This window comes from Salipiger sp. PrR003, from assembly GCF_010500785.1.
GTDB classification, from domain to species: Bacteria; Pseudomonadota; Alphaproteobacteria; order Rhodobacterales; family Rhodobacteraceae; genus Salipiger; species Salipiger pacificus_A.
On the sequence record NZ_JAAGOV010000036.1, the window covers coordinates 59,454 to 81,622 of the forward strand.

At 59.0% G+C, this 22,169-nt stretch carries 33 protein-coding genes and 1 pseudogene; 18 read left to right on the forward strand and 16 right to left on the reverse strand.

Annotated elements, in window-relative coordinates:
• Positions 1-60: 60 nt before the first annotated feature.
• Positions 61-237, reverse strand: a pseudogene (locus G0D83_RS11065) (transposase); the annotation flags it as partial.
• 80 nt (positions 238-317) lie between these two features.
• On the opposite strand from G0D83_RS11065, the gene G0D83_RS11070 reads away from it, so the two are divergent.
• Positions 318-965 carry a hypothetical protein gene (locus G0D83_RS11070; RefSeq protein WP_164193396.1) on the forward strand — a complete coding sequence of 216 codons (648 nt, stop codon included), beginning with the start codon at positions 318-320 and terminating at the stop codon, positions 963-965.
• A 63-nt stretch (positions 966-1,028) separates the two neighbouring features.
• On the opposite strand, the gene G0D83_RS11075 is transcribed toward G0D83_RS11070, so the two are convergent.
• From G0D83_RS11075 to G0D83_RS11100, 6 genes are all read right to left on the reverse strand, one after another.
• Entirely contained in the window at positions 1,029-1,535 is a 507-nt protein-coding gene (locus G0D83_RS11075) for a hypothetical protein (protein ID WP_164193400.1), read from the reverse strand.
• 22 nt (positions 1,536-1,557) lie between these two features.
• Positions 1,558-1,722: a hypothetical protein gene (locus tag G0D83_RS11080; protein ID WP_164193403.1), complete on the reverse strand. Its 165-nt coding sequence runs from the start codon at positions 1,720-1,722 to the stop codon at positions 1,558-1,560.
• Positions 1,723-1,886: 164 nt separating this feature from the next.
• A complete protein-coding gene (locus G0D83_RS32745) occupies positions 1,887-2,171 on the reverse strand; it encodes a GIY-YIG nuclease family protein (RefSeq protein WP_164193407.1) in 285 nt (94 codons plus the stop codon).
• Between the two features lie 78 nt (positions 2,172-2,249).
• A complete protein-coding gene (locus tag G0D83_RS11090) occupies positions 2,250-2,594 on the reverse strand; it encodes a hypothetical protein (protein WP_164193411.1) in 345 nt (114 codons plus the stop codon).
• A gap of 69 nt (positions 2,595-2,663) precedes the next feature.
• Positions 2,664-3,512, reverse strand: a complete 849-nt coding sequence (locus G0D83_RS11095; protein WP_164193414.1) for a metallophosphoesterase — start codon at positions 3,510-3,512, stop codon at positions 2,664-2,666.
• A 67-nt stretch (positions 3,513-3,579) separates the two neighbouring features.
• Complete coding sequence (locus G0D83_RS11100) at positions 3,580-4,473, reverse strand: hypothetical protein (RefSeq protein ID WP_164193417.1); 894 nt, start codon at positions 4,471-4,473, stop codon at positions 3,580-3,582.
• Between the two features lie 2 nt (positions 4,474-4,475).
• Between G0D83_RS11100 and G0D83_RS11105 the strand changes: the two genes are divergently transcribed.
• The 12 genes from G0D83_RS11105 to G0D83_RS11160 all read left to right on the forward strand — a co-directional run bounded on the left by G0D83_RS11105 (position 4,476) and on the right by G0D83_RS11160 (position 10,070).
• Positions 4,476-5,063 (forward strand): hypothetical protein, encoded by a 588-nt coding sequence (locus G0D83_RS11105; protein ID WP_164193420.1) that lies wholly within the window; start codon positions 4,476-4,478, stop codon positions 5,061-5,063.
• Positions 5,063-5,686, forward strand: a complete 624-nt coding sequence (locus G0D83_RS11110) for a hypothetical protein (RefSeq protein WP_164193423.1) — start codon at positions 5,063-5,065, stop codon at positions 5,684-5,686. The genes G0D83_RS11105 and G0D83_RS11110 overlap by 1 nt, the downstream gene beginning before the upstream one ends.
• Positions 5,683-5,991: a hypothetical protein gene (locus tag G0D83_RS11115; protein ID WP_164193426.1), complete on the forward strand. Its 309-nt coding sequence runs from the start codon at positions 5,683-5,685 to the stop codon at positions 5,989-5,991. The genes G0D83_RS11110 and G0D83_RS11115 overlap by 4 nt, the downstream gene beginning before the upstream one ends.
• Positions 5,991-6,194 carry a hypothetical protein gene (locus tag G0D83_RS11120; protein WP_164193429.1) on the forward strand — a complete coding sequence of 68 codons (204 nt, stop codon included), beginning with the start codon at positions 5,991-5,993 and terminating at the stop codon, positions 6,192-6,194. The genes G0D83_RS11115 and G0D83_RS11120 overlap by 1 nt, the downstream gene beginning before the upstream one ends.
• Complete coding sequence (locus tag G0D83_RS11125) at positions 6,191-6,436, forward strand: hypothetical protein (protein ID WP_164193433.1); 246 nt, start codon at positions 6,191-6,193, stop codon at positions 6,434-6,436. The genes G0D83_RS11120 and G0D83_RS11125 overlap by 4 nt, the downstream gene beginning before the upstream one ends.
• 23 nt (positions 6,437-6,459) lie before the next feature.
• Positions 6,460-6,891 (forward strand): hypothetical protein, encoded by a 432-nt coding sequence (locus G0D83_RS11130; RefSeq protein WP_164193436.1) that lies wholly within the window; start codon positions 6,460-6,462, stop codon positions 6,889-6,891.
• Positions 6,892-7,450: 559 nt separating this feature from the next.
• Complete coding sequence (locus tag G0D83_RS11135) at positions 7,451-7,720, forward strand: hypothetical protein (protein ID WP_164193439.1); 270 nt, start codon at positions 7,451-7,453, stop codon at positions 7,718-7,720.
• Between the two features lie 122 nt (positions 7,721-7,842).
• Entirely contained in the window at positions 7,843-8,226 is a 384-nt protein-coding gene (locus tag G0D83_RS11140; RefSeq protein WP_164193442.1) for a hypothetical protein, read from the forward strand.
• The gene (locus tag G0D83_RS11145) at positions 8,223-8,570 is read left to right on the forward strand and encodes a hypothetical protein (protein WP_164193447.1); all 348 of its coding nucleotides are present in this window, start codon (positions 8,223-8,225) and stop codon (positions 8,568-8,570) included. Before G0D83_RS11140 ends, G0D83_RS11145 begins: the two co-directional genes overlap by 4 nt.
• A gap of 15 nt (positions 8,571-8,585) precedes the next feature.
• Entirely contained in the window at positions 8,586-8,978 is a 393-nt protein-coding gene (locus tag G0D83_RS11150; protein ID WP_164193450.1) for a hypothetical protein, read from the forward strand.
• Positions 8,971-9,330, forward strand: coding sequence for a hypothetical protein (locus G0D83_RS11155; protein WP_164193453.1), 360 nt, complete (start codon positions 8,971-8,973; stop codon positions 9,328-9,330). The genes G0D83_RS11150 and G0D83_RS11155 overlap by 8 nt, the downstream gene beginning before the upstream one ends.
• A gap of 59 nt (positions 9,331-9,389) precedes the next feature.
• A complete protein-coding gene (locus G0D83_RS11160) occupies positions 9,390-10,070 on the forward strand; it encodes a hypothetical protein (protein WP_164193456.1) in 681 nt (226 codons plus the stop codon).
• A gap of 249 nt (positions 10,071-10,319) precedes the next feature.
• On the opposite strand, the gene G0D83_RS11165 is transcribed toward G0D83_RS11160, so the two are convergent.
• Positions 10,320-10,577: a hypothetical protein gene (locus G0D83_RS11165; protein ID WP_164193459.1), complete on the reverse strand. Its 258-nt coding sequence runs from the start codon at positions 10,575-10,577 to the stop codon at positions 10,320-10,322.
• Between the two features lie 125 nt (positions 10,578-10,702).
• Between G0D83_RS11165 and G0D83_RS11170 the strand changes: the two genes are divergently transcribed.
• From G0D83_RS11170 to G0D83_RS11185, 4 genes are all read left to right on the forward strand, one after another.
• Positions 10,703-11,521 carry a hypothetical protein gene (locus tag G0D83_RS11170; RefSeq protein WP_164193461.1) on the forward strand — a complete coding sequence of 273 codons (819 nt, stop codon included), beginning with the start codon at positions 10,703-10,705 and terminating at the stop codon, positions 11,519-11,521.
• A gap of 143 nt (positions 11,522-11,664) precedes the next feature.
• A complete protein-coding gene (locus G0D83_RS11175; RefSeq protein WP_164193465.1) occupies positions 11,665-12,240 on the forward strand; it encodes a TetR/AcrR family transcriptional regulator in 576 nt (191 codons plus the stop codon).
• Positions 12,241-12,261: 21 nt separating this feature from the next.
• A complete protein-coding gene (locus tag G0D83_RS11180; RefSeq protein ID WP_164193469.1) occupies positions 12,262-15,642 on the forward strand; it encodes an MFS transporter in 3,381 nt (1,126 codons plus the stop codon).
• Positions 15,639-16,340: an esterase/lipase family protein gene (locus tag G0D83_RS11185; protein WP_370457226.1), complete on the forward strand. Its 702-nt coding sequence runs from the start codon at positions 15,639-15,641 to the stop codon at positions 16,338-16,340. The genes G0D83_RS11180 and G0D83_RS11185 overlap by 4 nt, the downstream gene beginning before the upstream one ends.
• Positions 16,341-16,392: 52 nt before the next feature.
• Here the strand turns inward: G0D83_RS11185 and G0D83_RS11190 are convergent, their stop codons facing one another.
• The 3 genes from G0D83_RS11190 to G0D83_RS11200 form a co-directional block, all read right to left on the reverse strand.
• Positions 16,393-16,572, reverse strand: a complete 180-nt coding sequence (locus tag G0D83_RS11190; protein WP_164193472.1) for a hypothetical protein — start codon at positions 16,570-16,572, stop codon at positions 16,393-16,395.
• A gap of 209 nt (positions 16,573-16,781) precedes the next feature.
• On the reverse strand, positions 16,782-17,273 hold the full coding sequence (locus G0D83_RS11195) for a hypothetical protein (protein ID WP_164193476.1): 492 nt from the start codon (positions 17,271-17,273) through the stop codon (positions 16,782-16,784).
• Between the two features lie 120 nt (positions 17,274-17,393).
• Positions 17,394-19,370, reverse strand: coding sequence for a tail fiber domain-containing protein (locus G0D83_RS11200; protein WP_164193479.1), 1,977 nt, complete (start codon positions 19,368-19,370; stop codon positions 17,394-17,396).
• Positions 19,371-19,500: 130 nt separating this feature from the next.
• Here G0D83_RS11200 and G0D83_RS11205 point away from each other — a divergent pair, with 130 nt between their 5' ends.
• A complete protein-coding gene (locus tag G0D83_RS11205) occupies positions 19,501-19,797 on the forward strand; it encodes a hypothetical protein (protein ID WP_164193482.1) in 297 nt (98 codons plus the stop codon).
• A gap of 108 nt (positions 19,798-19,905) precedes the next feature.
• On the opposite strand, the gene G0D83_RS11210 is transcribed toward G0D83_RS11205, so the two are convergent.
• The 5 genes from G0D83_RS11210 to G0D83_RS11230 all read right to left on the reverse strand — a co-directional run bounded on the left by G0D83_RS11210 (position 19,906) and on the right by G0D83_RS11230 (position 22,078).
• On the reverse strand, positions 19,906-20,625 hold the full coding sequence (locus G0D83_RS11210; RefSeq protein WP_164193486.1) for a hypothetical protein: 720 nt from the start codon (positions 20,623-20,625) through the stop codon (positions 19,906-19,908).
• Positions 20,622-21,383, reverse strand: a complete 762-nt coding sequence (locus tag G0D83_RS11215; RefSeq protein ID WP_164193489.1) for a hypothetical protein — start codon at positions 21,381-21,383, stop codon at positions 20,622-20,624. Before G0D83_RS11215 ends, G0D83_RS11210 begins: the two co-directional genes overlap by 4 nt.
• Positions 21,384-21,447: 64 nt before the next feature.
• Positions 21,448-21,624, reverse strand: a complete 177-nt coding sequence (locus tag G0D83_RS11220; protein WP_164193492.1) for a hypothetical protein — start codon at positions 21,622-21,624, stop codon at positions 21,448-21,450.
• Positions 21,621-21,779 (reverse strand): hypothetical protein, encoded by a 159-nt coding sequence (locus G0D83_RS11225; protein WP_164193495.1) that lies wholly within the window; start codon positions 21,777-21,779, stop codon positions 21,621-21,623. Before G0D83_RS11225 ends, G0D83_RS11220 begins: the two co-directional genes overlap by 4 nt.
• Positions 21,779-22,078, reverse strand: coding sequence for a hypothetical protein (locus G0D83_RS11230; protein WP_164193499.1), 300 nt, complete (start codon positions 22,076-22,078; stop codon positions 21,779-21,781). Before G0D83_RS11230 ends, G0D83_RS11225 begins: the two co-directional genes overlap by 1 nt.
• Positions 22,079-22,169: the final 91 nt, after the last annotated feature.

Sequence of the window (22,169 nt, forward strand, 5' to 3'; positions counted from 1 at the left end):
CATGAGGCCAACATACCGGACCTCGTTCGCCCCCGGAGAGCGACCGCCGCAATCACACCATGTCTTATGTGGGCCATACGCGGCGGGCGCATCGCGCCAACGCAAGCCATTGCGATTGATGAAAATAATCCCGCTCAGCACGCGTCTGTCATCAACCCGAGGCCTGCCGTGGGACTTGGGAAAGAAAGGCGCCAGGCGGGCCATCTGCGCGTCGGTCAGCCAGAAGAGATCGCTCATGTCACCGCTCCGTTTTCGGAGGCGTGAATCACGCAGCGCAACAGAAATCAATGCATCCTGACCCTAGGAGAACTCAATCTATGCGTATCCACACTCTCGGCTCGGTCGCGGGTCTCGTTGCTTTTGCTGCCCTTGCAGGGTGCATTATCCCCGATGACTACGAAGCGACGATTGCTTTGGCAGAAAACTCGGTCCAGCTCGCATTTTCGGGCGACCTTGTGAACGCGCCGGTCCATGCTGAGTACATGTCCGGCAAGCCCCAGGACGAGGCCGAGGTTCGTGAGTTCGTCGAGGAATACATGGCGGGTCTCGTCGAGCAAGGCGGCTTCACGAATGTGAGTCAGAAGTACGTCGAAGGCGGCCGGATGAATGTCCAATTCGAGGCGGACGCGACAGACATGATCCGGAAGCGTGGACGGGATGGCTACATCCCGCTTCCGGGTGTTACAATCTATGAAAAGGTGGCGAGCGGAGGCGCGACCTACGAGATTGAGTTCGCCAAAGCCGACGCAAAGACTGTCTCCGAGTTGGCCAAGATGGGCATCGACGTCTCTGGCGAGGTCTGCATCGAAACCGAACTCGAGCTTGCCGAGATGTCGCCGGGCGATTGGGTGAAGGAAGACTCCGGGGGATGGTTCTCTTCGTCGAAATCCTACTGCATTGACACGACGCTTACGCCTCGGGATCGGCAACGGATCTCGTTCTACCGATCCGGCGGGAACAGCTGACAGCGTTGATCAGCAATCCAACGCAGAATAGAAGTCCTCGACAATGTCGGGGGCTTTCTCGTTTCAGATACCGGTCTCGCGAGGCTTTCTCAGGAGTTCTTGAAGAACAGTTTTCAAGTTTTCTGCTGTCGCCTCTGTGCCGGTATCCTTGATCTTCTTTAATCCGATCGAGCTCTGACCCTGGGGCAGGGCGCTGGACCTGATCACATAGAACTGCCACTGCTCCGGAAGGCGCTGATCGTTCCCCTCGTGCCACGCGAAGACGTAAGCATCTGCGAGACGTTCGCCGGAGGTGTTCTCGACAAACGTCTTCCCATCCGGATAGTAGCCTTTCGGAGTTGAAATGCTGAACCGCGGAGACGTTTGTGCCGGACCCCAGCTTTGCAGCCGAGCCGATTGCTTAACCTCAACACGGAGGCCGCTGTCGTGCTCGAGATCCCATCCAGCCCAATCAGAACCAGTATGTCTCCACCGATCTCCGAGGCTTTCAGCAACCATCGCTTCAACGTAGAGGCCACGAAGGGTGTTTTGCATGATTGGCGCATCGAACATGTCGAGCAGCCGCTTCATCAGGGCTTCTTGCATGGGCGAATTACCCCGTGAAGATGCAGACGTCGCCAACGCCGTGTACGAGGGCATCCGAACCGGAGTGACAGACAGAGGCCTCAGCATTGTTCACGTCCATGTTGAACATATAGGCCGCGAACCCCGAAAGAAAGATGATGGCAACCATGGCCAGGGTGATACGGTTTTCCATTGTACTACTCGTCCTGAATTCTTGATTTTTTGCATAGCCGTGACCCAGGTCAGCCCGGCTGGCACGGTCAATGCCAAAGACAGAAGGAGAACACAAGTCAAAATTCAGAGTTTTTCCTGTGCAGCTAGAAGTGCCCACGGGTAAGGCACATGTGCCAACCGCATTTATGGATAGTTGGACACTATCTCGCGCCGGCGGGATCGATCCTTTTTAAGGAAGTACTCGGCCGACATTGCGGCGCTCTTCGAAGGATGCTGCTCGGAGTGGATGAGAGCCCAGCGCCTGCCCTTGGTGGCTTTCGCCCCGCGGCCGCTATTGTGAGCCTCGAGGCGCTTGGTGACATCGTACGTCCAGCCGACATAGGTCTTCCGCCTCCCTGTGTCGCAGGTGGCGAGCATGTAGACGTACCCGGGGCGTTCCGGTTGAGTGGTGGCAAGGGCCTCAGGCATCTTTGGGTAACGCCGATCCTCTAACTTCCATCGCTCAGTCCCCGGAAGATGGTTTTAGGAACCCAGAGATGCCATGGGTTACGGGCATTCCAAACCATCCTTCCTGATGGGAATGTCCGCCAACTGACTCCAGCGGATGACATTTCTGCCGAAGATCCAGCTTTTGCCTTCGGGTTCAGTACCGACCTTGCGGACGGCCGCCGCGATCTCGTGGTCCGTCAGGTCGTCGCCCCCGATTTCGATACGAAGAAGGCACCAGCCATCCGAGACATCCGTATTGGGATGAAGGGTCCAGAATGCCACGCTTTCTGGAGTGCAGTTCCCCGCGCCATAGCCCTCCTCGATTCCCTCGGCCGTATTCTTGATGAAGAGTGCGAGACGTTCTCTTGCGTGTTCGTGAAACTCGATGTCTACAGTTGGCATGGGCAGGAGTCCTTCCGGAGTGGTGGGTCGCTGAGAGCCCCCACAGCGGCGCTGCAGGGGCTTCCATGATCAGCTTGGCGTCACGATATGCAGGCGGTACTGGCCATCCCAGAACTCTGCGAACGGCAGCGAGGTCGTGAACTTGCCGCAACCGCTATCGAGATTGATACGCCGGTGGCTTTCTACCATGTCTGCGCCCGCGGTGTCATCGAACGTTGAATCCATACCCAGAACCTCGCCCTCCTTCCATGCACGCATGCGCTCGCTCATGGCGCCTTGCATGGTAGAGCCGTAATCCTGCTCCCATGGAGTGTGACCGTGTACGACAACGCGCTTCTTGGTCTCATCCCAGCCGCCCCGGTAGTCCAGAAAGTCATTCCGGATCCACGCCCAGTTGTTGTGCTCGAACGGGTCCCTTGCAAGGAACTCCGCAGGGTCCTCAATCGGGTGAATGCCGGCATGCACGAAGAGCAGGTCACCAGCGGTCAGGTGCGATCGCGAAAGCATCGTCTCGATGAAGTCGTCGGGAAGTTCCTTCTCAAACGCCGCATTGAGGTCCTCCGCAGAGTTCAGTTTGTAGCCTTTCTCCACGAGCTCCGTGATCGCTGTGCCGCCCCCGTTGCCGATCCATTGCTGGACTGCAATCTTGTCATGCGCGGCCGACTTGCCGGGCAGCATTGCCATGAGCATCATCAGCTCGTGGTTGCCCGGGAGCATAAGCTTGATACACTCGATCGGTGCCGGCCCGCGGTCGATCAGGTCGCCCAGGAAGATGATCCGGACGTTGCCATGCTTCTCGAGCTTGTCGATCTCAGCCAGCGCTGCCTTCAGAGAATCCAGCTCGCCATGCACGTCGCCGATGCAGAAAATGTGGTCGGGCCCGGTCGCGCCGGGCAGGGGGGTCCAGTCTTTGGTCATGATGCTTTCCTTATAGAGCAATCATAGAATAGATGTAGCGGCATCACAATAGCGTTTATTCTTGGGCCTACATTCTCGGGGATGAGAGCACATGCGAGATTGCTTCAGACATCCTTTGCTCGATTTCTTCGCTCTGAGCCGCGGTTTTGGGGACATACGCGGTGTCGATGTGGTCGGGATACTGCTCGTGGAGATATGTTAGGGCTGCAACGAAGACCTCATCAGTTTGCCCAGCGCTCCGCCACTTCCAGATCTCCTCTGGGATGTCCTCAGGCGCGTCTCCGCTCGCCAACCTCTTCGCGATCTCCTTCCAGGCGTTGACCTCTTCCTCGCAAGCAAAGCTCGGGATCATGTATGGCTCATCTGAGAAGCCCCAAAGAGGCTTTCGCCAGAGTGCAGAGAAGTTGTCACCACGCATGTGCTCCACCATGGGTGGGATATTCCGCTCGGGTAGCACCTCGTGGCCCAGACGCCCTTGCAGGTCCATGAAACCTGCGTATTCGTGTGGTCCTTCGAACACGGAGATACTGTCGTAGTCCGGGGTGATATCCGATGCGGCCAGGATGCCGAAAATGCCAAAGACTTCGTTTTCAGGATCGGCGGATGGGATGTCGATCTTCCGAAGCTGCAGCGCTCCGAGGTTGAAGACCTGCGACAGAGGCCAGATCGGGGAGGTCAGTAAATAATCGACTGATGAGGCTGACTGCGGATCGTGGAGTGGCGAGTAGCCCCAGGGGGTCTTGATGTTCTCGAAGGGAATTTTGTCCGGCAGCACAACAAAGCCGCTAAGACCGCCATCCCGACCGCGCTGGGGAGCAACCTGATAGACAGCTTGCGCATCGTAAGCACCTTTCGGGGCTTCGAAGATGCCTCCGAAGCTGTGAACCTTGTTGTCCCCGAAGGTCTCTCCTGTTTCTCTGAAGAAGAGTTGGCATCTTTGGGTGGGTTTCTGGGTGTTCATGGATGCTCGCTACTGTTCAATTTTCTCTGCCCATCAGACGCCACCATGTCAACTTATTCTTGACGGCGGCGGCTATCTGGATGATAATAAGAATAGAAAGGCGATGGCAAGTCAGTGATCGCCAACCTGAAAGGATAAGCTTTGACCGCAAACGTTGCATCCGTTCTGAAGTCGTGCCCGATGTCGCGAGCCTCGATGTCGCCATCATGGTGCCGGCCGAGGGGCGCAGGGCAGTTGAGTGCGGCAGCTGCGGCACTCGTGGCGGAAGCGCCGACAGCGTTCACGGGGCAATGCTGATCTGGAACCGCCGCTCGACCGACGAGATCATTGCGGCCGGAAAGGTCTGTTTCGATGCGTTGGCCTTCGCTGCCGGGGATCAGCGCGTTCTGCGTGAGATCGAAAAGAAGCCCGAGAACCACCCGCGCATCCACGAGAGCCATTCGAAGGGGGCGGGGCTGCGGGTCGAAGCGACGAGTGCCGCGCTTCGCCAATACCGGGAACTGCTCGATCTTGAGGGGCAAGGCAACAGCCAGACCATGCCCGGAGGTATCATTCCGGTCAAGGTCGACAAGGTTCTCCTGGAGGCGTGATGACGATGAACTCTGAAAACAAAGGCGAACTCGAGACGCTCCGGTCGGAAAACGCTCGCCTGCAAGCCGACCTCGACCGCATGAAGCGGCAGTCTGACGATTGGCAGACCCGTGGCTGGGAACCGGGAACACAGCTCGACAAGGCGGTCGAGCACCTGGAGAACATGGTTGGCCACGTGGACACCCCGATCGGACGCCGGCGGCTCAATGTCGATCCCTCCGAGGGCTGGCTGCGCGGGGCTCGCGAGTTCTGCCATCAGGTGAATTCGAAGGATGGACGCCCGGTGTATGCTGACCTGACCGCCCAGCGCGCGCGGAAGGTGGCTGAAATCGTCGGGCGGCTGAAGTCCGGTCTCGATCGTCCGGTCGCGAATTCCACGACGATCGCAGAGGGGCTCGACGAGATTTCGAACGTGTTGGCGACTTTGCCCTTCAACATGGAACCTGGCGCGACCTCCGGGGACAAGGTGATCATCGCCCTGGATGAGGGCGACATCTTCGAACTGCAGGATGCCCTCCGCGAGGGTGCTGGAACTCGTGCTCAGAACAACGCGCGGCACCGTCTTGAAGAGCTGCTTCTGGCCGGTCTCGATCTGCACCCCGGGGAGATGCCGACAGCATGACCCAGAATGTTCACCCCCTTGCTGCCGCGCTGATCGCTTCTGTGCGAAAGGCACTGCATGAGTACGAGACCCAGGACATCCACGCCGTCGGTTCTTCTGTGCCCGGCATGCTGCTGATCTCGTATGTCCGCAAAGGGTACCTCATCGCCGAGAATGCCAGCCCCCGCCATCTTCCAGACCTCCTGTCCCTCCTCGCGTCGGGCGGGGACCACCTGCTTCTCTATCCGTTCCTTCGCTATGCCCGAGAGGGGTGTTTTGCAGTGAACGAGGCAGCAATCATTCTGAAATTTGAAGGAAAACGATAGTGCTGAAATCCTACTCCGAACTTCCCTCGCCCCACGTCTGGGCCCTTTGCATCATGGCCTGCATGCTCTTTGCCACGATCGGCGTAACGACCAGCCAGGTTTTTGGTCCGCCCTTCAACCCGGTTGAGTACTGCTTGCAGAGCACCAGCTCGGTCGAGCGGTGCAATGAAGCCCACGTCCTGCGGGAAGAAGCGGCCGAATGATGTTGAAGCAATACGCCAGCCTTGAGCCATTCCACGCGATCGGACTCTGTGCGGTCGCCTGTGTCGCGATCATCACCACCGGTGTGACCCTGACCCACATCTTTGAGCCGCCGGAGCCTCTGCGCGGCGCGTTCGACCCCGTTCAAGAGTGTCTGGCAGGAAACGCCGGCCAGGCCAAGTGTGAGGCGTTCTTCAAGAGCCTTCGACCGAGCCTGCTTGGCGATCTCCTGACCGAAGACTGAGCCCCTGAGTAAGGACCTAAAGCATGACTGAATTTTCCGAGACCTACCGAAAGAAGAAGGCTGATTTCGACTCCATCGAGGGGATCGCCATGCAGAAGGTTAGCCGTGTCTGGCGTGAGTATGCGCGTCAGAAAGATGCGGTCTCGACCGGCTTCCGGGCAGTCCCTTGGCAGAGGTTCTCGGTTGCGAGCTTCAAGATCGGAGAGACCCATGTGCGGGTGAAGGTCCAAGGCTACGGCCAATACGGATACTCGGACCAGCAGCAGCTCAGGTTTCCCTGCGCGTGGCTTGAACTCGATGATTCCGGGTTGATCGAAGCCGTGCAAGGTCGCATCCGAGCAGAAGGCGAGGATATCGCACGTCGCGAAGCTGCGGCCGCCGCGAAGAAAACTGCGGCTGTGGAAGCCGAGGAACGCGCTGAGCTCGCTCGCCTCCAAGCCAAGTACGCAGGCTGACGTGGCGAAGAAACCGACCTCATACCACGGCCAGGCCAAGGCGGCCTTCGTGAGCGGGCAGATCACGCGGGAGCAATACATCAGTTGCTGTCAGGGCTTGTCTTTCGTCGAGGGGTCTAAATTCTATGAAGGCGACGACGTGTTCATGGGGTGGCTCAAGCGGCCGCTTCGGGGAGTAAAAACAGGAGACGACACATGCATCCAGACAGGATCCGCTTCTTCCCCGGAAGAGCACTCGCCGCCCCCTCAGCAGGACACGCCAGCCTCGACTGGCTTCTTGAGGTTGCTGCGGTGCCTGAAGTCCCTCGGACGCCGCCGAAGCCGAAGACCAACTGCTTGAAGAGGCTTCTCGCAAACAAAGGTCGGCGCTGAATGCGATGATCGTTGAGGGTCGGCCATCCGCGGGTGAAAAAGTGCGGGGCCTCTTGGCCCGTCCGGAGGTGATGTCACTTCTGGCAGCGGAGACTTCGGACTTGAGGCTGTGGCCGAGTCATGGGCCGGAAGAACGACAGAAATCAGAGAGGCTCGAGCGGCTTCTCGGCAACAAAGGAAGGCGATGATGCCGGAAGATAGACAGAACGACGAGCCAGCGGGCGACGAGCTGCATCGCAGCCTTCAGGGCGTTCTCTGGCGTGCTGCGGTCAATGCGCTCATCCATCCCGCTGGAGCGGCTGAGTTCGGCTACACTCCGAAAACGCCGGAGGAAGTCGAGGCGCACTTCGGGAAAGAGGCTCGAGAGGTCTACGAAGGCCTGAATGAGCAACTCGAGAAGGTCGCGGAGATCTCCACCAGAATCTCGAATGGCGAGTTCCTGGTCGGGGAGAAGTAAGGAATACGGGCCTGTAGCTTAATGCGGATAAAGCGCCGATTGCCCCCTCGGGACCACCCGAGGTTTGGAACGGAAGATGCCGGTTACGCGGCCGGTCGGGTCCACAATGATTGAGAGCGAAAATGTCCTACTGCAGATGGTCGAGCTACAACGGAGAATGCGACGTCTATGTCTATGCCGGCGGTCCGGAAGCATGGGTCACTCATGTGCGGGGCCTGAGGCATCCTGTGGGAGGCCCTCCGACGGGCACGACAGCTCTCTTCGAAAGCGGGTTCGATCACAAGGCTTACAAGACGGCTCAAGCTCGCCGGTCGGCCTGGGAGCGGTCTAACCCCGCCGTAAAGATCGATCACCCTTCTGCGAACCAAAGCTTCTACCATTCGTCGCCGGGCGCCTGCGCAGAGCACTTAAAAGAGCTGAAGTCAGCTGGTCTCCTGGTTCCCGACAGCGTGATTGAGGAGCTTTTGGAAGAGCAGGCGGAGATGGACGAGGAGGAGGAACAGTGAGCAGCGAAATTCGCTACCGTCTGCTGACCGCCGGTGAACTCACCCGCGGCAAAGATCAGATGCTCGCAGAGGATTGTGAGAGATGGCGCCCGCTCACGGCCTCTGAAATCGACTCTGAATTTAGCCCAGAGATCTACAATCCGGTCCGCAGGCGACTGCCAAAGGTCGAGGTCGACCCCACAGAGCTGCCGGTCGATCACCCCGACTACGTCCCGGGCTGCGACATCAGCGGAAAATGTCAGGTGTCAGAGGAAGACGAGGCTTCGGGCGAGACCGAAGCAATGTGCGTGCTTTGCGGTGGGACCAGATATCGGTATCCGGGCAACTGGGGCACCAGAGATTGAAAAGAGGGGAGCCTGATGGCCTATTGCAAGTATTCGAGTGACAAGGGCGACGAGTCCGATGTGTGGGTCTGGGCAGATCTCGATGGGAACTGGATCACCAGCGTGCGGGACACTCGACCTCTTCTTGGCGGACCACCACACCCACTGTCGTTCATCGTTCCGCATGCGAAAGAGCAGCCGGCGTTCGATGCCGCCAAGAAGCGCCGCGATGAATGGGAAAGACTGAATCCTCCCGAGGTGATTGAGCACCCGGCGGCCGGTCAGGACTTCAACCACCGCTCCCCGGGTGCCTGCGCGGCAAACCTGAAATCCCTCAAGGCCGGGGGCATCATCGTTCCCGCTGGGGTCATCGAGGAACTCGAAGCCGGCCAGGCAAAGTGGGATGCGAGGGGAGACGGTGATGTCTGATATCCCGCCAGTTACGTCGTCAACAAGCGGTCATGAGGCACCCTTTATCGAGCCATTCAGCGACCTACCTTCTCAACGAGCGGAGATCATGCGCGGCGGAGACAGGTTCGCCAAATACCATGCCCGTGAGCTTTCCGCTCAGCACACAGAGCCTTTCCGGATCGCGCTTGCGGCGAGCGAGGAAGGCGTCGACATCTTGGTTGCAGCGTTCGGTAATGAACGAAAGCGAAGCCTCAACTGGCAAGCCGTGGACGGCGGCGGCGTCCCCTTGCTGCAGAGCGCAATCAGGAACACTGCCCAGCGCGTGATGCCGATCATATTGAGCGGCTCAACCGGAGGCGTAAAAGAATAGAATGTTGACGTGAAAAATAGATTTATATCTATTGGTGGAGCAACCGGAGTACCAAGAAGATGACACCTGCCCAGCGCGATGCCCTGCACGGCCTTATCAAGGATCCTGCCTTCAAGCCTGACATGCGCTCGGCACGTGGCCTGGTCGATCTCGGCTACTGGGAGCCTGGACAGTCCGTGAAGCTTGGTGGCTATCATGCGCTGGGCCTCATGAAGCACGCTCCGATGTTCAGCCCGGTGCCCCGCGAGGCTTTCGACTGGGCCGCTGGGGGTTACGTGGCGGTCCTGGAGAACAAGTTCATCCGTCTTGACGAGGATGACGAACGCGGCCCGGAACTTGAGCAAGGCAGCGAGGAGTTCGAATTTTCGGCGACGAAGATCCTGAAAAAGTTCGATGCCTGGCGTGAGAAGGCGAATGACGTCGTGCAGAGGTGCTGGACAGCAGACCTCGATCGGGATGCAGAATTTCGCCTGTTCGGCGTCGATCGGAAATCGGGCTGGATCCGCAATCACGCCTGGGAAGAGGCGACGAGCTTCGATGAGGACATCCGCTATGCGGAGAGGACGGTCACGCGAATGGCGAAAGCTTTGTTGGCTCCCGAGATGTCGCGCCTAATGATGACGTCAGAGACCAGCAACAAGAGCTCCTTCGGGGACACTGACTGGGAAGCAGATTTCCTCAAACGCGAGGCCGGTGAGGACCGACTGCTTGGAGAGTTCGAAATCACCGTATGGTTGTAAGCTTCACGTGACGTGAGGGGACCATTTTCACGATTTCTCGTTGACGCCATACGGCTAATCAAGCACATGGGGGCCATAACAAATATCCCTTGATCAACTGGCTGCGGTTCCATACAGGCAAGCGAATAAGAAGGCAGGCGGGCCCGTACCGCTGTCTGAGCGACCATGCTGTGTCAACGGGGGAAGTGCGCGCTCGCGAGGAGGCTTTGTGAGGGACAGGAAGCCGGGGGCCTCGCGAGCGCGTTTAAATTATAGGGAGAGTCCTTTCGGTGCTCTGTAGCCGATCTCAACACCATTCAGCCTGGCTTCCGCAGAGACCACAGTCTCTGAACCCGCTTCGAACTCGACAATGAAAGCGCCCAGTTGGGTGTCTTCATCAGCTCGCTCCGGATCTTTGATGAAGATCGGCTTCTCGAGACGGTCAGACCCTGACGTGAACTCCCACCCGCTGCTGTCGACGAATTCGTATTCCGCGAATTCGTAGGTCTCGAGTTCCTGCTCTGCCATCGCATATCTTCGATTGCTGCATCTGGCATGATCTGCCCTCCAATGATTTGTAGACGTGAGGTGGCGCCGCCGGTGCAAGGTAAAAAAGTGGGGCACTCTCTACTTGACCAAGTGAGAGTGCCAAAATGAAGACGGAAAACCTATTTCTACAAGTCGCGTCCGCGTTCGCGGGCAATCCAAACGGTGTTCCGAAGCCGGATGCATCAGGCAACGACAAGACCAAAGAGGTGAGCCGCTTCGTTGAGCAAACTAAGGGAACTCATATGGTCTTTGACACGAACAGTAATGAGCTCGTGGCATTCACAAGTTCGGCGCCCGAATTCCCAGAAGACCACAAAGCAAAATTGATTAGGAAGGGGCAGGACCCAAATAGCCTGTGGGGAGGCACACTTGAGGAAGCTGTGCAATCCCTCGCAGAGACGTTGGACCCCGCCCGCGGCGCAGAGGGTGTTGTTTTGAGTGCCGTGGAGCAGGACAGTGCGGCAATGGCGATGATGTCTCCTGGCGCAGGTTTGTCGCGGGCAGCCGGGCACTTGCTGTTCGATAGCGCTCTAGAAGACGCTGGATTTGCGGGCGAATTGGGAGTGAAAACGGTTATCATGTGGTCGGAGCCCGAGAGTGGCACGCTTCACATCGCTAGCTCAACAGAATACATCAACACATGGGATCTAGGTTTCAACGATGCGTTCCCGGAACGCGTCGAACTCACTTCGATGCCTGTCCCAGGCCTGGGCGAAGCCGAGGTCTTTGCGAAAAAGGTTTCAGGCGGTGCTAAGCAGTTGGCACCGCTGACTCCGATGAAGGGGTACGAAGAGAACCGCGCGACTTCGAGCTTTACGCGGGCTGGCGGCGACATTGAAAATCTGATCGACAAGCTGATGGAAGTGAGGGCGCAGACCGTGGAACCGCGTGAGGTGCGTAAGCCCGACGCGTTGCGGTTCTGAAGTCACCTGATCGCAACTCAAGAAGGCCGCGCCAGAGCTGAGCGCGGCCTTCGCATTTCTAGAGCCTTGCTTTTGGGGATGCTCTGCCATATCTAAAAATGTGAGTGAACGTTCACTCACATTTGGAAAGGTAGGCAACAGGTATGGCGAAGGCAGCGCAAACACGGAAATCCCTGATCGAGACGACGGCCCTGCGGCTGTTCGCGGAGCGGGGCTACGCGGAGGTCTCGATCAAGGACATCGCGCAGGAATGCGGGATCGTGCAGAGCGCGATCTACCGGCACACGAACTCAAAGGAAGAGCTGGCGATCCGGGTGTTCAGGGAAGCCTACCTGGGCTTTGCAGCGAAGATGGATGCCGCGGCAGAGGGAAAGATGACCCTCGAGGAGCGCCTGTCTGCGTACTTGAAGGTGATGCTGAAAGGCTTCGACAAAGATGCGTACCTGATCCGGTTTCTGCTCGCCCAACAACACGACACCCTGAATGAAGCCGTTGCGGATGAAGATGCCACACCGCTGACGATGGTGCGGGACGCGATCGAGACCGCACGTGCCACCGGCGCCATCGAAGTCGACGATATCGATATGGCGACTGCAATGGTCATGGGGGCCGCGCTGCAACCGCTCACATTCATGCTGTTCGGCCGCATTTCCAGGCCGGCGATCTCTCACCATGACGAGATCCTCAAGGGCATCCTGAAGCTCTTGGGCGCCCAGTAATTTTCAGAAGGACCAGTTTTCATGATTTTCGATTCAAATAGATTTCTCAGCTACTTCGGGATCGTTGCTACAGCGATATTTGGAGCGCTGAACGACAACCTTCTGAAAGCTGCCATCATCGTCTACGCAGCAATGAGTGTGCCGGCCGAACAAGCGGCGACGACGGGTCTTCTGGCTGGGGGCTTGCTGATGCTGCCGTTCGTTCTCTTCTCTGGATGGGCAGGCATTGTGGCCGACAAGTTCGAGAAGGCGAAGGTGATCCGCGCGGTCAAAGTCAGCGAACTCGTTCTCTCGGTATCCGCTCTCGCCATCATGCTTTCGGGCTCCGTTCCAGCGATGCTTGCGATTGTCTTCCTGATGGGGACGCAGTCCGCGTTCTTCGGGCCGCTGAAGCTGGGGTGGCTTCCGGAGCGTCTGAAACGGGATCAACTCACCGGTGCAAACGCATGGCTCGAGACCGGGACCTTTTTGGCAATTCTCGCAGGCACCGTCGCTGGGGGCATCCTTGCTGGCGCAGGAACCCTGCTGTGGGTGGGTGTGGCCTCGATTGTCGTAGCCCTGATCGGCATCTACTGGGCGTGGCAGCTTCCGGTGACCAAAGCAGCGGCACCGAACCTGCACATGCCGCTGAACCCGCTTGCCGGTAACTGGCGCATCCTGAATACTCTGATTTCTGACCGCACCGCACTCAGGGCAGCGATCCTCTCGTCCTGGTTCTGGGCGGCCGGCGCGGTGTACCTGTCGACGCTCCCTGCGTACCTGCGGATGCAACTCGGGGGTGGTGAGATCATGATGACGCTTGTCATGGCTCTCTTCGCGATCGGTATCGGCGCCGGCTCCTTCTTCGCGAGTATGTGTCTCAAGGGGCGTGTTGGGGCATCCTTGCTGGTACCTTCCTCGGTGCTCGTGGCCGCGGCGGCGTTTGGCGTCTTTGCGGGCTTTGATCGGCTCCAGGAAGGTGCTGGCTTGGCCGGGCTGCTCGCGATCCCGGAAGGGCTCTTCGTTGTAGTATCTCTGTTCGCAATGGCCTTCGGTGGCGGGATGTTTGCCGTTCCTCTCAAGGCGATCATTCAATCCCGGGCCGCGGCAGGCGAGCGAGCGCAGGTCATGGCGGGCTTCAATATCCTGAATGCGCTGGGCATCACTGCGGCGTCTGGAATGATGTCGGTTGGGGTGAGTGCGGGCATGGGACTGTCCGACATCTTCCTGGTGGTTGCAGCAAGCGCTGTCCTGGCACTCGTGGGTGCCGTGGCCTTCTTCCCGCGGGCAGCTCTGCAGTGGATCGGGCGGGTCGTCCTCAAGACCTGGTTCCGCCTTGAGATCGAGGGGGCAGAGAACCTGTCGGTGGATGGCCCTGTCGTTTATGTGGCGAACCACACGTCGTTCGCGGACGGGCCGCTATTGTTTTCGCTGATCGATCGTGAGGTCGACATCGCGGTGAACACTGGCTGGGCCAAGGGACGTCTGCTGAAGGGTCTCGCGAAGACTCTGAAAATTGCACCGTTGGACCCGCAACGTCCGATGGCCGCCAAGGGGCTTGCGCAAGAAATCAGAGAGGGCGGTGCCGCTCTGATCTTCCCGGAGGGCCGCATCTCGACGCATGGAGCTCTGATGAAGACCTACCCGGGCAGCGCCTGGATGGTGGATGCTGCCCGTGCACCGGTGGTTCCGGTGCACATCGAGGGGCTGGAAAGCTCGATCTTCACCCGACGCATCCCAGGCATGGCGCGCCGTCTGTTTCCGAAGGTCCGGGTCCGGGTTAGCATGCCCGTCAACCTCGAGGTCGCCGAAGACCTTAAAGGACGCGTCCGTAGAGAGGCAGCAACCCGAGCATTGCAGGGCATTCTTGAGAAGGGACGGTTCGAGGCACTCAGCCAGGCCGGTACGATCCCCGAGGCGTTTCATGAAGCGCGAACTCTTTTGAGCCGCAGTGGTATCGCTTCGACCGATCCGATGGGCACGAAGCTCACACGCAAGAAGATCGCTGTGGGCGCGGCAGCATTCTCGGCACTCCTGCAGGAGAAGACAGAGCCGGGCGAGCGCGTAGGTGTCCTGCTTCCAGGCGTGGCTGCGGCACCAGTTGTGCTGATGGGCCTCTGGCGGGCTGCCCGCGTGCCGGCGATCCTGAATCCGGCTTTGGGCGCTGGGCCGATGCGGTCGGCGATCGAGACGGCGGGCATCAAGCGTATTCTTACGAGCCGAGCCTTCGTCGAGCAGGCGAAAATTTCAGAGACTGTCGACGAGCTGGTCGCAGGCGGGATCGAAATCCTGTGGACTGATGACCTCAAGGCCGAGATCGGGCTACGAGCAAAGGTGAAAGCCCTGATTGCTTCGCGCAAGGCGGCCGACATCGAGATGCTGCCAAATGACCCGGCGGTCGTTCTCTTCACGTCGGGGACAGAAGGCGCCCCGAAAGGGGTGGTGCTCACCCATGCGAACCTGATTGCCAACGTCGCCCAGGTGCGCTCGAGGACGGATATCAGCGTGCGGGATCGGATGCTCAATGCGATGCCGCTCTTTCACTCGTTCGGCCTCACGGCGGGTGTGCTCCTGCCGCTGATCTCCGGTGTAAGCGTGATGATGTACCCTTCGCCGCTGCATTACCGGATCGTGCCCGAAATGGCCTACGCGCACCGTGCGACCATCGTGCTCGGCACCGATACTTTCCTGGCCGGTTGGGGCCGCCGGGCGAGTGCCTATGATTTCGCAACGGTGCGCGCGGCGATTGCCGGGGCTGAACCGGTGAAATCCGCCACCCGTGCGATGTGGGCCGAGAAATTCGGCGTGCGCATCCTCGAGGGATATGGTGCCACCGAAGCCGGCCCGATCGTTGCTCTCAACACGCCCATGGAGGCGCAGACTGGCACTGTGGGCCGGCCGATGACCTACCTCGAGACGCGCCTCGAACCGGTTCCCGGGATCGACGGAAACCGGCTCTGGATCCGCGGCCCGAACATCATGGCGGGGTATCTTCTGCACGGGCAGGGAGACGCCATCCATGCGCCCGAAGAAGGCTGGTACGACACCGGGGACATCGTAGAGATCGATGATGCTGGGTTCATCCGGATCGTCGGCCGCGCGAAGCGGTTTGCGAAGGTCGGCGGTGAGATGGTTTCGCTGGCTGCCGCGGAGGTTCTGGCAGCTCAGGCTTGGCCGGACGCACACGTGGCCGCGATCGCACTCAAAGATGCCCGCAAGGGAGAGAAGGTCGTCTTGGTGACCGATCAGACCGGCGCAACCCGTAAGGAACTGTCCGGTGTCGCAAAGGCGCAGGGTGTGGCCGAAATCACGGTACCCGCCGAAGTCCTTGTGATGGATCACATCCCGCTGTTGGCTTCAGGTAAGACAGACTACCCGGCGCTCACCGCCCGTATCCTTTCCACCGAGGAGACAGCGGCGTGAGGAAGCTTTTTCAAGGCATGCTCCTCGCTGCCCTCGGACTCCCGGGGGCAGCGACAACGGGGCAGGCATCAAGGGACATGTGCGTAGTTCTCCTGCACGGTCTCAACCGGTCGCCGGCGTCCATGTGGCTGATGCAGCGTAGCCTCGAGGCGCAGAGCTACCGGGTGGTGAACCAGGGCTACCCTTCGCGGTCCGCTGACATCGAGACGCTGGCCGAGCAGGCGCTTCCTGAGGCCCTGGAAGCGTGTCGGGATGCGAAGGCCATTCACTTCGTGACCCACTCGATGGGAGGCATCCTTCTGAGGCACTGGGTGTCGAAGCACCCTGATCCCCGCTTCGGTCGCGCTGTCCTCCTTGGGCCGCCCAGCGCGGGCTCTGAAATTGTCGACCGGTTTCAGGATTGGAAGATTTTCAGAGTCCTCAACGGTCCCGCGGGGCTGCAGCTAGGGACGGAGCCCGACAGCTTCCCGAACAGGCTCCCGCAAGAAGCCGACATGGAGTTGGCGGTGATCGCGGGCACTCGCTCGATGAGCCCGGTCTTCTCTGCGCTGATCCCAGGCCCCGACGATGGGAAGGTCTCGGTGCGCTCTGCCTTCTCGATGCCGGCTGAGACCAAAGTGACGATGCCTGTGTCTCACACGTGGATGATGATGTCGCCCAAGGTCATAGCGGTTGCATCGGCACTCATGGAGAAATGAATGCTCTGTGCATAGACCCAAGTTGTGCCCGAGCTGCACGTTCAGCTTGAGCTCACTTGCTGAGAATGTTGTAGATACCCTCGTACGGCGCGTTTTCGACGAACCTGCGAACTCGGATCGGGTCATTCGGTGCTTCACGCCCGCTCGTGCGGAAGAGGTGCGCCATGTGTACTACGGACGCTCCCGCAGCCAGCACTGAACCAGCGCTCATGATGACGTCAAACGAGGTCATGTCGATCTCCTTGGAAAGAGATATAGCAGCTGTAGCAGGAGATTTCCAGAACCACTCTAGTCACCCAGGCACTGCCTTCGTCGCACAAGGTGTCTGGGCTTAGGGGGGCTCAAGGATTCAGGATTTCCATCCGATCGCACAGATCTACGCCGGAATCGGTGGAGACCGTGATATCGGCCTCTCAAGGTCATGTTTCAGAGTCATTGCGATTAGACCAAGGAGTGATCCTCGATTGCGAAATGCCCATCGGACACTTCCTGTTCGACCGCCTCCACGTAGAGAGCAAAGCCTTCCGCAAAGGAGTACGGAAAGGCCGCAGGCTGCATGTCGAAGGACATAGTCTCCAAGCTCGTCATTCCCTCGCGGTTCATGGTGAAGGAAGCATGATGCGCATTACCCAAATTGAGGATGCCATAGCGTTCGACATCATAGTCCGACAGGCAGTCCACATCAGGATCATCTTCTGACTTCACGCCCAGGGCCGCCTTCAGGAGGCTTGCATCATAGTCATGACGGGGCAATCCGGAGGTACACCTCCAGATCTCGATGAGCTCCCTAGGAAGCGGGAAGTTCCAACCCGCGAACTTCTTCTCGATCCAAGCAAGGTCCGCGTCGGAAATGCCCTCAAGCGGCTGCTCGTCGCAGATGACATTGCTGATCAGGGTGAGGCGATGTGCCTGCTCTCGGATGTCACTCATCATGCGCTCTCTAATGGTGATGTTGACTTTTCTAGTGCGGTGAAAATGCCAGCAATTCGTGAATCCCAAAAGAAAACGCCCCACCGAATGGCAGGGCGTTTTCATCGTTGAAAGTGGCTGGCCTCAGCGGGCGGCCTCGAGGATTTCTAGCCGCTCCTCGAGAGCTTCCATCTTAGCGTCCGTGGCCTGCGCCTTGGCGACCAGTGGGGCGATCAGGTCGATGTAGCGGACCGCTTTCATGCCATTTTTCGCATCGGTTGCGACCAGTTCAGGTGCGACGTCCTCGACCTCTTGGGCGATGAAGCCGAGTGATTTCTCACCGTTGCTTTTCCATCGGAAGGAAACCGGGCGCAGGTCGTTGATGAGATCAGCGCTCTTGAGGTCTTCGATGTCAGTCTTCAAGCGGCGGTCGGACATCATGATCAACTGGTCGGCGATGACCTTGTCTGACTCGAGACGAAGAGTTTTCACGTTGTTCGAAGTGACCCTGGAAGCTACAGTGATGTTGTTGCTAAAATCTGCATTTCCAATGACGTCTAGGCCCGCTTTAGCGGTGGCAGCTCCTTCCATGACGAACTCTCCGCGGGCAGTGCTCTTTCCAAGCACATCTAGATTGCCCTGAACGCCGACGTGCTGTGCGACATCGAGCCTTCCCTGTACGGCAGCGTTTCCCTGAATTGTGGCATTGCCTGTGGAGACTATCTGAGCACCTCGAACGAGGTTGGAAGCGAGGACATTGCGGCCCGCGTTCACGTCATAGGTCACATGGATGTGCCTTCCTGCGGTGACGTCATAGGTCGCTTTCACATGACGGTTGGCGACAACATCACGCGTCGCGTTCACATCTTGGCTTGCGTTTAGGGTCGTAGCCGAAACGGTTGTAGCCGACACGGTGGTCGCGTTTACGGTTGGAGTTGAGACAGAGCCGCCTGAGTTCAGGGTGCCAACGACTGTCAGGTCATCAGCCACACGGACCGGACTGCCACCATTGCGGCTAATGTCGTTGTTGAAGACGGCCGGCGCATTGAAGATGGCGGCACCAGAGCTCGTGTTGAACGAGATGTTCCCTGGCCCTTTGAACGTCACTATTCCGCCCTCAAATTCTGTGCGGCCATCGATTACACCAGCTGCGGTCGAACCCGAGGTGGAGTTCCAGTCGATCCGTCGGCTGCTCATCAGAGTGGGGCCAAAATTCAGGGCGTTGACGCGGGACGTGCTCGCCGGGTCAATGAAGTACGCCGTATTGTTGGCGTCATACACTCGAGGTGTTCTCATCGAGCTGTTCGCGGTCATCAAGTTTGCAGTGACCTGGTTTGCGTTGTTGATGTTGTGACGGGTTCCGTCCGCAGCCATGTTCAGATCGGTCTCCATGCCGTTGAGCGTGGCGTCAGTCTGAGGGGTCCGGTGCAGGTACTTGGACTGGTCGACGCCGCCGAGGCCGGCAATGCCTGCAAGGTCCATGGAGACTTGCACGGTGCCCGAGGACGGACGGACGCTAGTTCCGCCGATGGAGGCGTTCCAGTTCGAGGTCGCATCACCCCAGCCGCCGTGCACACCGGAAATCTGGTTGGTCGGCCCGATCGCTGCGTTGCTGAAGACACCGCCGCCGGCCGCGCCGATCATGCTCGAGACATAGCCAATGTCTTCGTCCGACATGCGCGATCCGCCGTAGGTCGTGATGATGGCTTCAACGCCCCCAGACGGCGATCTCTGCACGAGCAGGGCGTGGCTCTGCTGGTTGCTGTTCACATCAACGAATGAGCTTGGCAGGAAGCCTGCATCCTGCAGCGTTTGGAACCCTGCCGGCGCAGGGGGCTGGGCGCAGCCTGCGCAGGTGCGGGCGACCGGGATCGCTAGTGTGCCGCCACCGGCAACTGCGGCGGCCAAATCGGTCTGGTAAGTGGCAATGTAGCGCTCAGCCGTCTCCGTGATGGTGCGGAGCTTTTCAGCGTTGCTCTGCGCTTTCATGGTTCTGGCGTTGTCAGCAAGCATGGAGCCGATCATGGTCGAGATCATGGTGATCGCGAACAGGACGCCGACCAGTTCCAGATAGCTGAGACCGCGCTCCCGGCGACGCGCATACCTTCTTCTGAATTTCATTAGACTATCCTCAAAGCACTTGTCTTTGGTTTACATGTGCGCGTGGAGTTACGAATTACAAAAATTAAGGATAGATATTTGCAGGTTTCACCACGGCCAGCAGTTCCAGACTACAGCTTCAGGAGGCAGAATGAGCTACATCATTGCAGACGGACCCGACAACCTTTGGACACATCTCTTTTCAGAAGATGGTGGCCTGGTCGCGCGTGACTGCCGGTTCGCGTTCGACCTGGTCGCAAACGAGATTGTCGCAATGGAGATCGACCTCAACGGCGAATGGATTGAAGCCGGGAAGAACAGCGTTTGGGATCTCGAGGACTCTCTGAAGGAGGCCAACGCCGATGCGCTCGACAACCCGGCGGCTTGCGATCTGATAGCTTCCGATGAGCTTCCCGACTGGGCCCGTGCGCCGGCGCCGGCTCCGTAAACAGAAGCGCCCAGCGCGGGCTTCAAGCTCGGCGCTGGGCGTTCCTTGTAGGTGTTCCGCGTGCTTAGGGTCCCGGAGCATTGACCTCGAGGGCAGCAAGTCGATCTCTTAGGAGTGGGCACATATCCTCGCTGTTACCTTCAGCTCCTTTTCTACGCTTTCCACGAAGTCGCAGGGACCAGGAACCCCATTCTCAGAGTTTTCCGCGATGCGATCCAGCAGAGCGCGCTGCGATGAAACATGCGCTTCGCATGAGGCCAGTGCGGCCTTCAGAGTCTCAACGTTTTCGACGTCCGCCAGGCCATTTCCGGCCCTGTCGAGTTCATCCATCCAGCCTGCTACGCCAACCGCTGAAAGGCGGAGGTTGGTCGCGTCCCGATCCTCGATATCATAGGCAGCCTGGCCGGCCGGCGCGACCGGCATTGCCAAGGTTTCGGCATCGATGAGCTTGTCTTGGATGTTGCGCTCAGGGCGATGACGTTCCCAGGCCTCCCGCAACAGCTCATAGGCTTCCTCTGAAATGAAAGCGTAGCTCGTCGGGTTTCTGCGGGCGCTCTGCCAGGAAACAGCAATCGGTTCATCGTTGAGCAGCATGAGGTTCATGCCAACACCCGTATCGGTACAGATCCAGGTATTGAGCTCAACGACTTGGAGGTTCTCGTTGTTTAGGAATGCGTCACCATGCGAGTTCGAATAGCTGTAGAGGCCGCTGGGTCGGTCGTAGAGCAGATCCTCGATCGTTTCGGGGTCGATCCCATAGTCTTCGTGGACTCGGCGGCCCTCGAAATTCTTGCTGGCGATGATTTCTCCGAGTGTCTGGTAGCTCATGGCTTCATCCCTCCGTCCTTTGGGACCATGGTTTCGGCGAAAGCCTTATCCATCATGTCGCGGACGTCCTCGGGCTCAGGAATGCCGTCTTCCCGCATGCGCTCCGGAGCAAAGCGATCCTGTAGGCGCTTGGAGAAGAGAGCCATCATCGTGCTGAGCTGGTCCAGCTTCTCTGAATTCTCAGGTGTGTCGTAGACGACGACGGTCGCCTTATCAGGATCGATACGGACCGGCGGCTGACCTGGCACGCCCGGATCGAGTTCATCACCGCTTTGCTGGGCAACACGCAGTTCTCGCCCCTTCGCGAGCACTGTGACTTCGCCGTTGTGGAGGTCGTTACCCTTTTGGAAGGTGGATTTCTTGACCCGCAAGGGAACCCTGTTCAGGGTCATGCCGATCTCACATTTTTCTCGTCCGTAGTCCGGTCCGCCAGCATAGCCGCCGTCATCGCGCACCAATAGCGAGAGACCAATGCAGTCGCTCCATAGTGCGTCGTCCCGGGCCTCAAGGTTGGCGTTCAAGATGTCGCCGATCTGAGATCGAAGGACAGCAAGGTCGGTGCTGGAGATGGGGTCAGGCAGGAGTTCGGACTTGCTGGATGCATGGTACAGGTAGCCGCCGTCGGCTTCCTGCATGGTCACATCGACGCTTACCTTGCCGTTGGCAGTGGCATAGGCCCAGTTGAGGATCTTGCGACCTCTGCGGCTCAGGTCTGTGCCCTGGTAGGCAGCGTATTGCGGTATCTCGTTTTCAGGCATGGTGTCTTCTCTTCTGGTTGTCTGGAGATGCCGGCTCCTCTTTGTCGGTGCCGTTGCGGGGAGTTTAGGTGTCGGCGAGATCGCCGAAGGCTTGCTCGAGAGCTTTGAGGGCCTGCCGTGCTTTCTCGGGTGGCAACTCGTCGAACCGGCCTGCCGACCCATAGGGGTCTCTTAGAGGATGCTCGGAAGACTCGGCCGGGGCGCTGGATTGGCTGCGAACAAGGGCACTGAGGGTCGTCACGGTGCGGTCTCCCCAAAGGTCTCGTCGAGCGCCGCTAGAAGCTCCTGCGCATCTTCCATCTCGAGTTCAGCGAGCTGGACTGCTCGTACGCGGCCGTCGGAACTCAATGCTTCTCGATCGCCTGGTTGCAGGTCGACATTCTCTCGGCGCGGCATCAGTCCTCCTCCCCAGCGGTGTCGTTGGCTGCGGGCTCAGGTTGCCGGCGAGCAATCGCACGATGGACGAGCAGGGCGGCCGCTCCTGGCACGGCAACCATCGCAAGCAAACTGAGGGTCCAGGCGAGGCTGGCGCCGCCCAGCGCCTCGGGGCGATGTGTCAGAACGCGCGCGATAAGGGCGAGTGATCCGGTTGCGGCCGTGCAGAGCAGCAGGCCACGCACCAATTTCAGGATGTCTTGCTGCGCTGGGTCTTTGCCCTGCCGCTCCATCATCATTTTCAGGATTTTCTGGTTCATTTTTTGTTCCCGGAATTTCGCCGTCGACGTCGCCCCAATAGTGGCGAAGGCAACGGACGTCTTCTTCGATGTCTCTCACTCCGTATCGCAT

Coding starts and splice junctions, on each gene's coding strand:
- G0D83_RS11070 (WP_164193396.1), top strand. CDS start 318: ATGCGTATCCACACTCTCGGCTCGGTCGCGGGTCTCGTTGCTTTTGCT.
- G0D83_RS11075 (WP_164193400.1), bottom strand. CDS start 1,535: ATGAAGCGGCTGCTCGACATGTTCGATGCGCCAATCATGCAAAACACC.
- G0D83_RS11080 (WP_164193403.1), bottom strand. CDS start 1,722: ATGGAAAACCGTATCACCCTGGCCATGGTTGCCATCATCTTTCTTTCG.
- G0D83_RS32745 (WP_164193407.1), bottom strand. CDS start 2,171: ATGCCTGAGGCCCTTGCCACCACTCAACCGGAACGCCCCGGGTACGTC.
- G0D83_RS11090 (WP_164193411.1), bottom strand. CDS start 2,594: ATGCCAACTGTAGACATCGAGTTTCACGAACACGCAAGAGAACGTCTC.
- G0D83_RS11095 (WP_164193414.1), bottom strand. CDS start 3,512: ATGACCAAAGACTGGACCCCCCTGCCCGGCGCGACCGGGCCCGACCAC.
- G0D83_RS11100 (WP_164193417.1), bottom strand. CDS start 4,473: ATGAACACCCAGAAACCCACCCAAAGATGCCAACTCTTCTTCAGAGAA.
- G0D83_RS11105 (WP_164193420.1), top strand. CDS start 4,476: ATGCTCGCTACTGTTCAATTTTCTCTGCCCATCAGACGCCACCATGTC.
- G0D83_RS11110 (WP_164193423.1), top strand. CDS start 5,063: ATGACGATGAACTCTGAAAACAAAGGCGAACTCGAGACGCTCCGGTCG.
- G0D83_RS11115 (WP_164193426.1), top strand. CDS start 5,683: ATGACCCAGAATGTTCACCCCCTTGCTGCCGCGCTGATCGCTTCTGTG.
- G0D83_RS11125 (WP_164193433.1), top strand. CDS start 6,191: ATGATGTTGAAGCAATACGCCAGCCTTGAGCCATTCCACGCGATCGGA.
- G0D83_RS11130 (WP_164193436.1), top strand. CDS start 6,460: ATGACTGAATTTTCCGAGACCTACCGAAAGAAGAAGGCTGATTTCGAC.
- G0D83_RS11135 (WP_164193439.1), top strand. CDS start 7,451: ATGCCGGAAGATAGACAGAACGACGAGCCAGCGGGCGACGAGCTGCAT.
- G0D83_RS11140 (WP_164193442.1), top strand. CDS start 7,843: ATGTCCTACTGCAGATGGTCGAGCTACAACGGAGAATGCGACGTCTAT.
- G0D83_RS11150 (WP_164193450.1), top strand. CDS start 8,586: ATGGCCTATTGCAAGTATTCGAGTGACAAGGGCGACGAGTCCGATGTG.
- G0D83_RS11155 (WP_164193453.1), top strand. CDS start 8,971: ATGTCTGATATCCCGCCAGTTACGTCGTCAACAAGCGGTCATGAGGCA.
- G0D83_RS11160 (WP_164193456.1), top strand. CDS start 9,390: ATGACACCTGCCCAGCGCGATGCCCTGCACGGCCTTATCAAGGATCCT.
- G0D83_RS11165 (WP_164193459.1), bottom strand. CDS start 10,577: ATGGCAGAGCAGGAACTCGAGACCTACGAATTCGCGGAATACGAATTC.
- G0D83_RS11170 (WP_164193461.1), top strand. CDS start 10,703: ATGAAGACGGAAAACCTATTTCTACAAGTCGCGTCCGCGTTCGCGGGC.
- G0D83_RS11175 (WP_164193465.1), top strand. CDS start 11,665: ATGGCGAAGGCAGCGCAAACACGGAAATCCCTGATCGAGACGACGGCC.
- G0D83_RS11180 (WP_164193469.1), top strand. CDS start 12,262: ATGATTTTCGATTCAAATAGATTTCTCAGCTACTTCGGGATCGTTGCT.
- G0D83_RS11190 (WP_164193472.1), bottom strand. CDS start 16,572: ATGACCTCGTTTGACGTCATCATGAGCGCTGGTTCAGTGCTGGCTGCG.
- G0D83_RS11195 (WP_164193476.1), bottom strand. CDS start 17,273: ATGATGAGTGACATCCGAGAGCAGGCACATCGCCTCACCCTGATCAGC.
- G0D83_RS11200 (WP_164193479.1), bottom strand. CDS start 19,370: ATGAAATTCAGAAGAAGGTATGCGCGTCGCCGGGAGCGCGGTCTCAGC.
- G0D83_RS11205 (WP_164193482.1), top strand. CDS start 19,501: ATGAGCTACATCATTGCAGACGGACCCGACAACCTTTGGACACATCTC.
- G0D83_RS11210 (WP_164193486.1), bottom strand. CDS start 20,625: ATGAGCTACCAGACACTCGGAGAAATCATCGCCAGCAAGAATTTCGAG.
- G0D83_RS11215 (WP_164193489.1), bottom strand. CDS start 21,383: ATGCCTGAAAACGAGATACCGCAATACGCTGCCTACCAGGGCACAGAC.
- G0D83_RS11225 (WP_164193495.1), bottom strand. CDS start 21,779: ATGCCGCGCCGAGAGAATGTCGACCTGCAACCAGGCGATCGAGAAGCA.
- G0D83_RS11230 (WP_164193499.1), bottom strand. CDS start 22,078: ATGAACCAGAAAATCCTGAAAATGATGATGGAGCGGCAGGGCAAAGAC.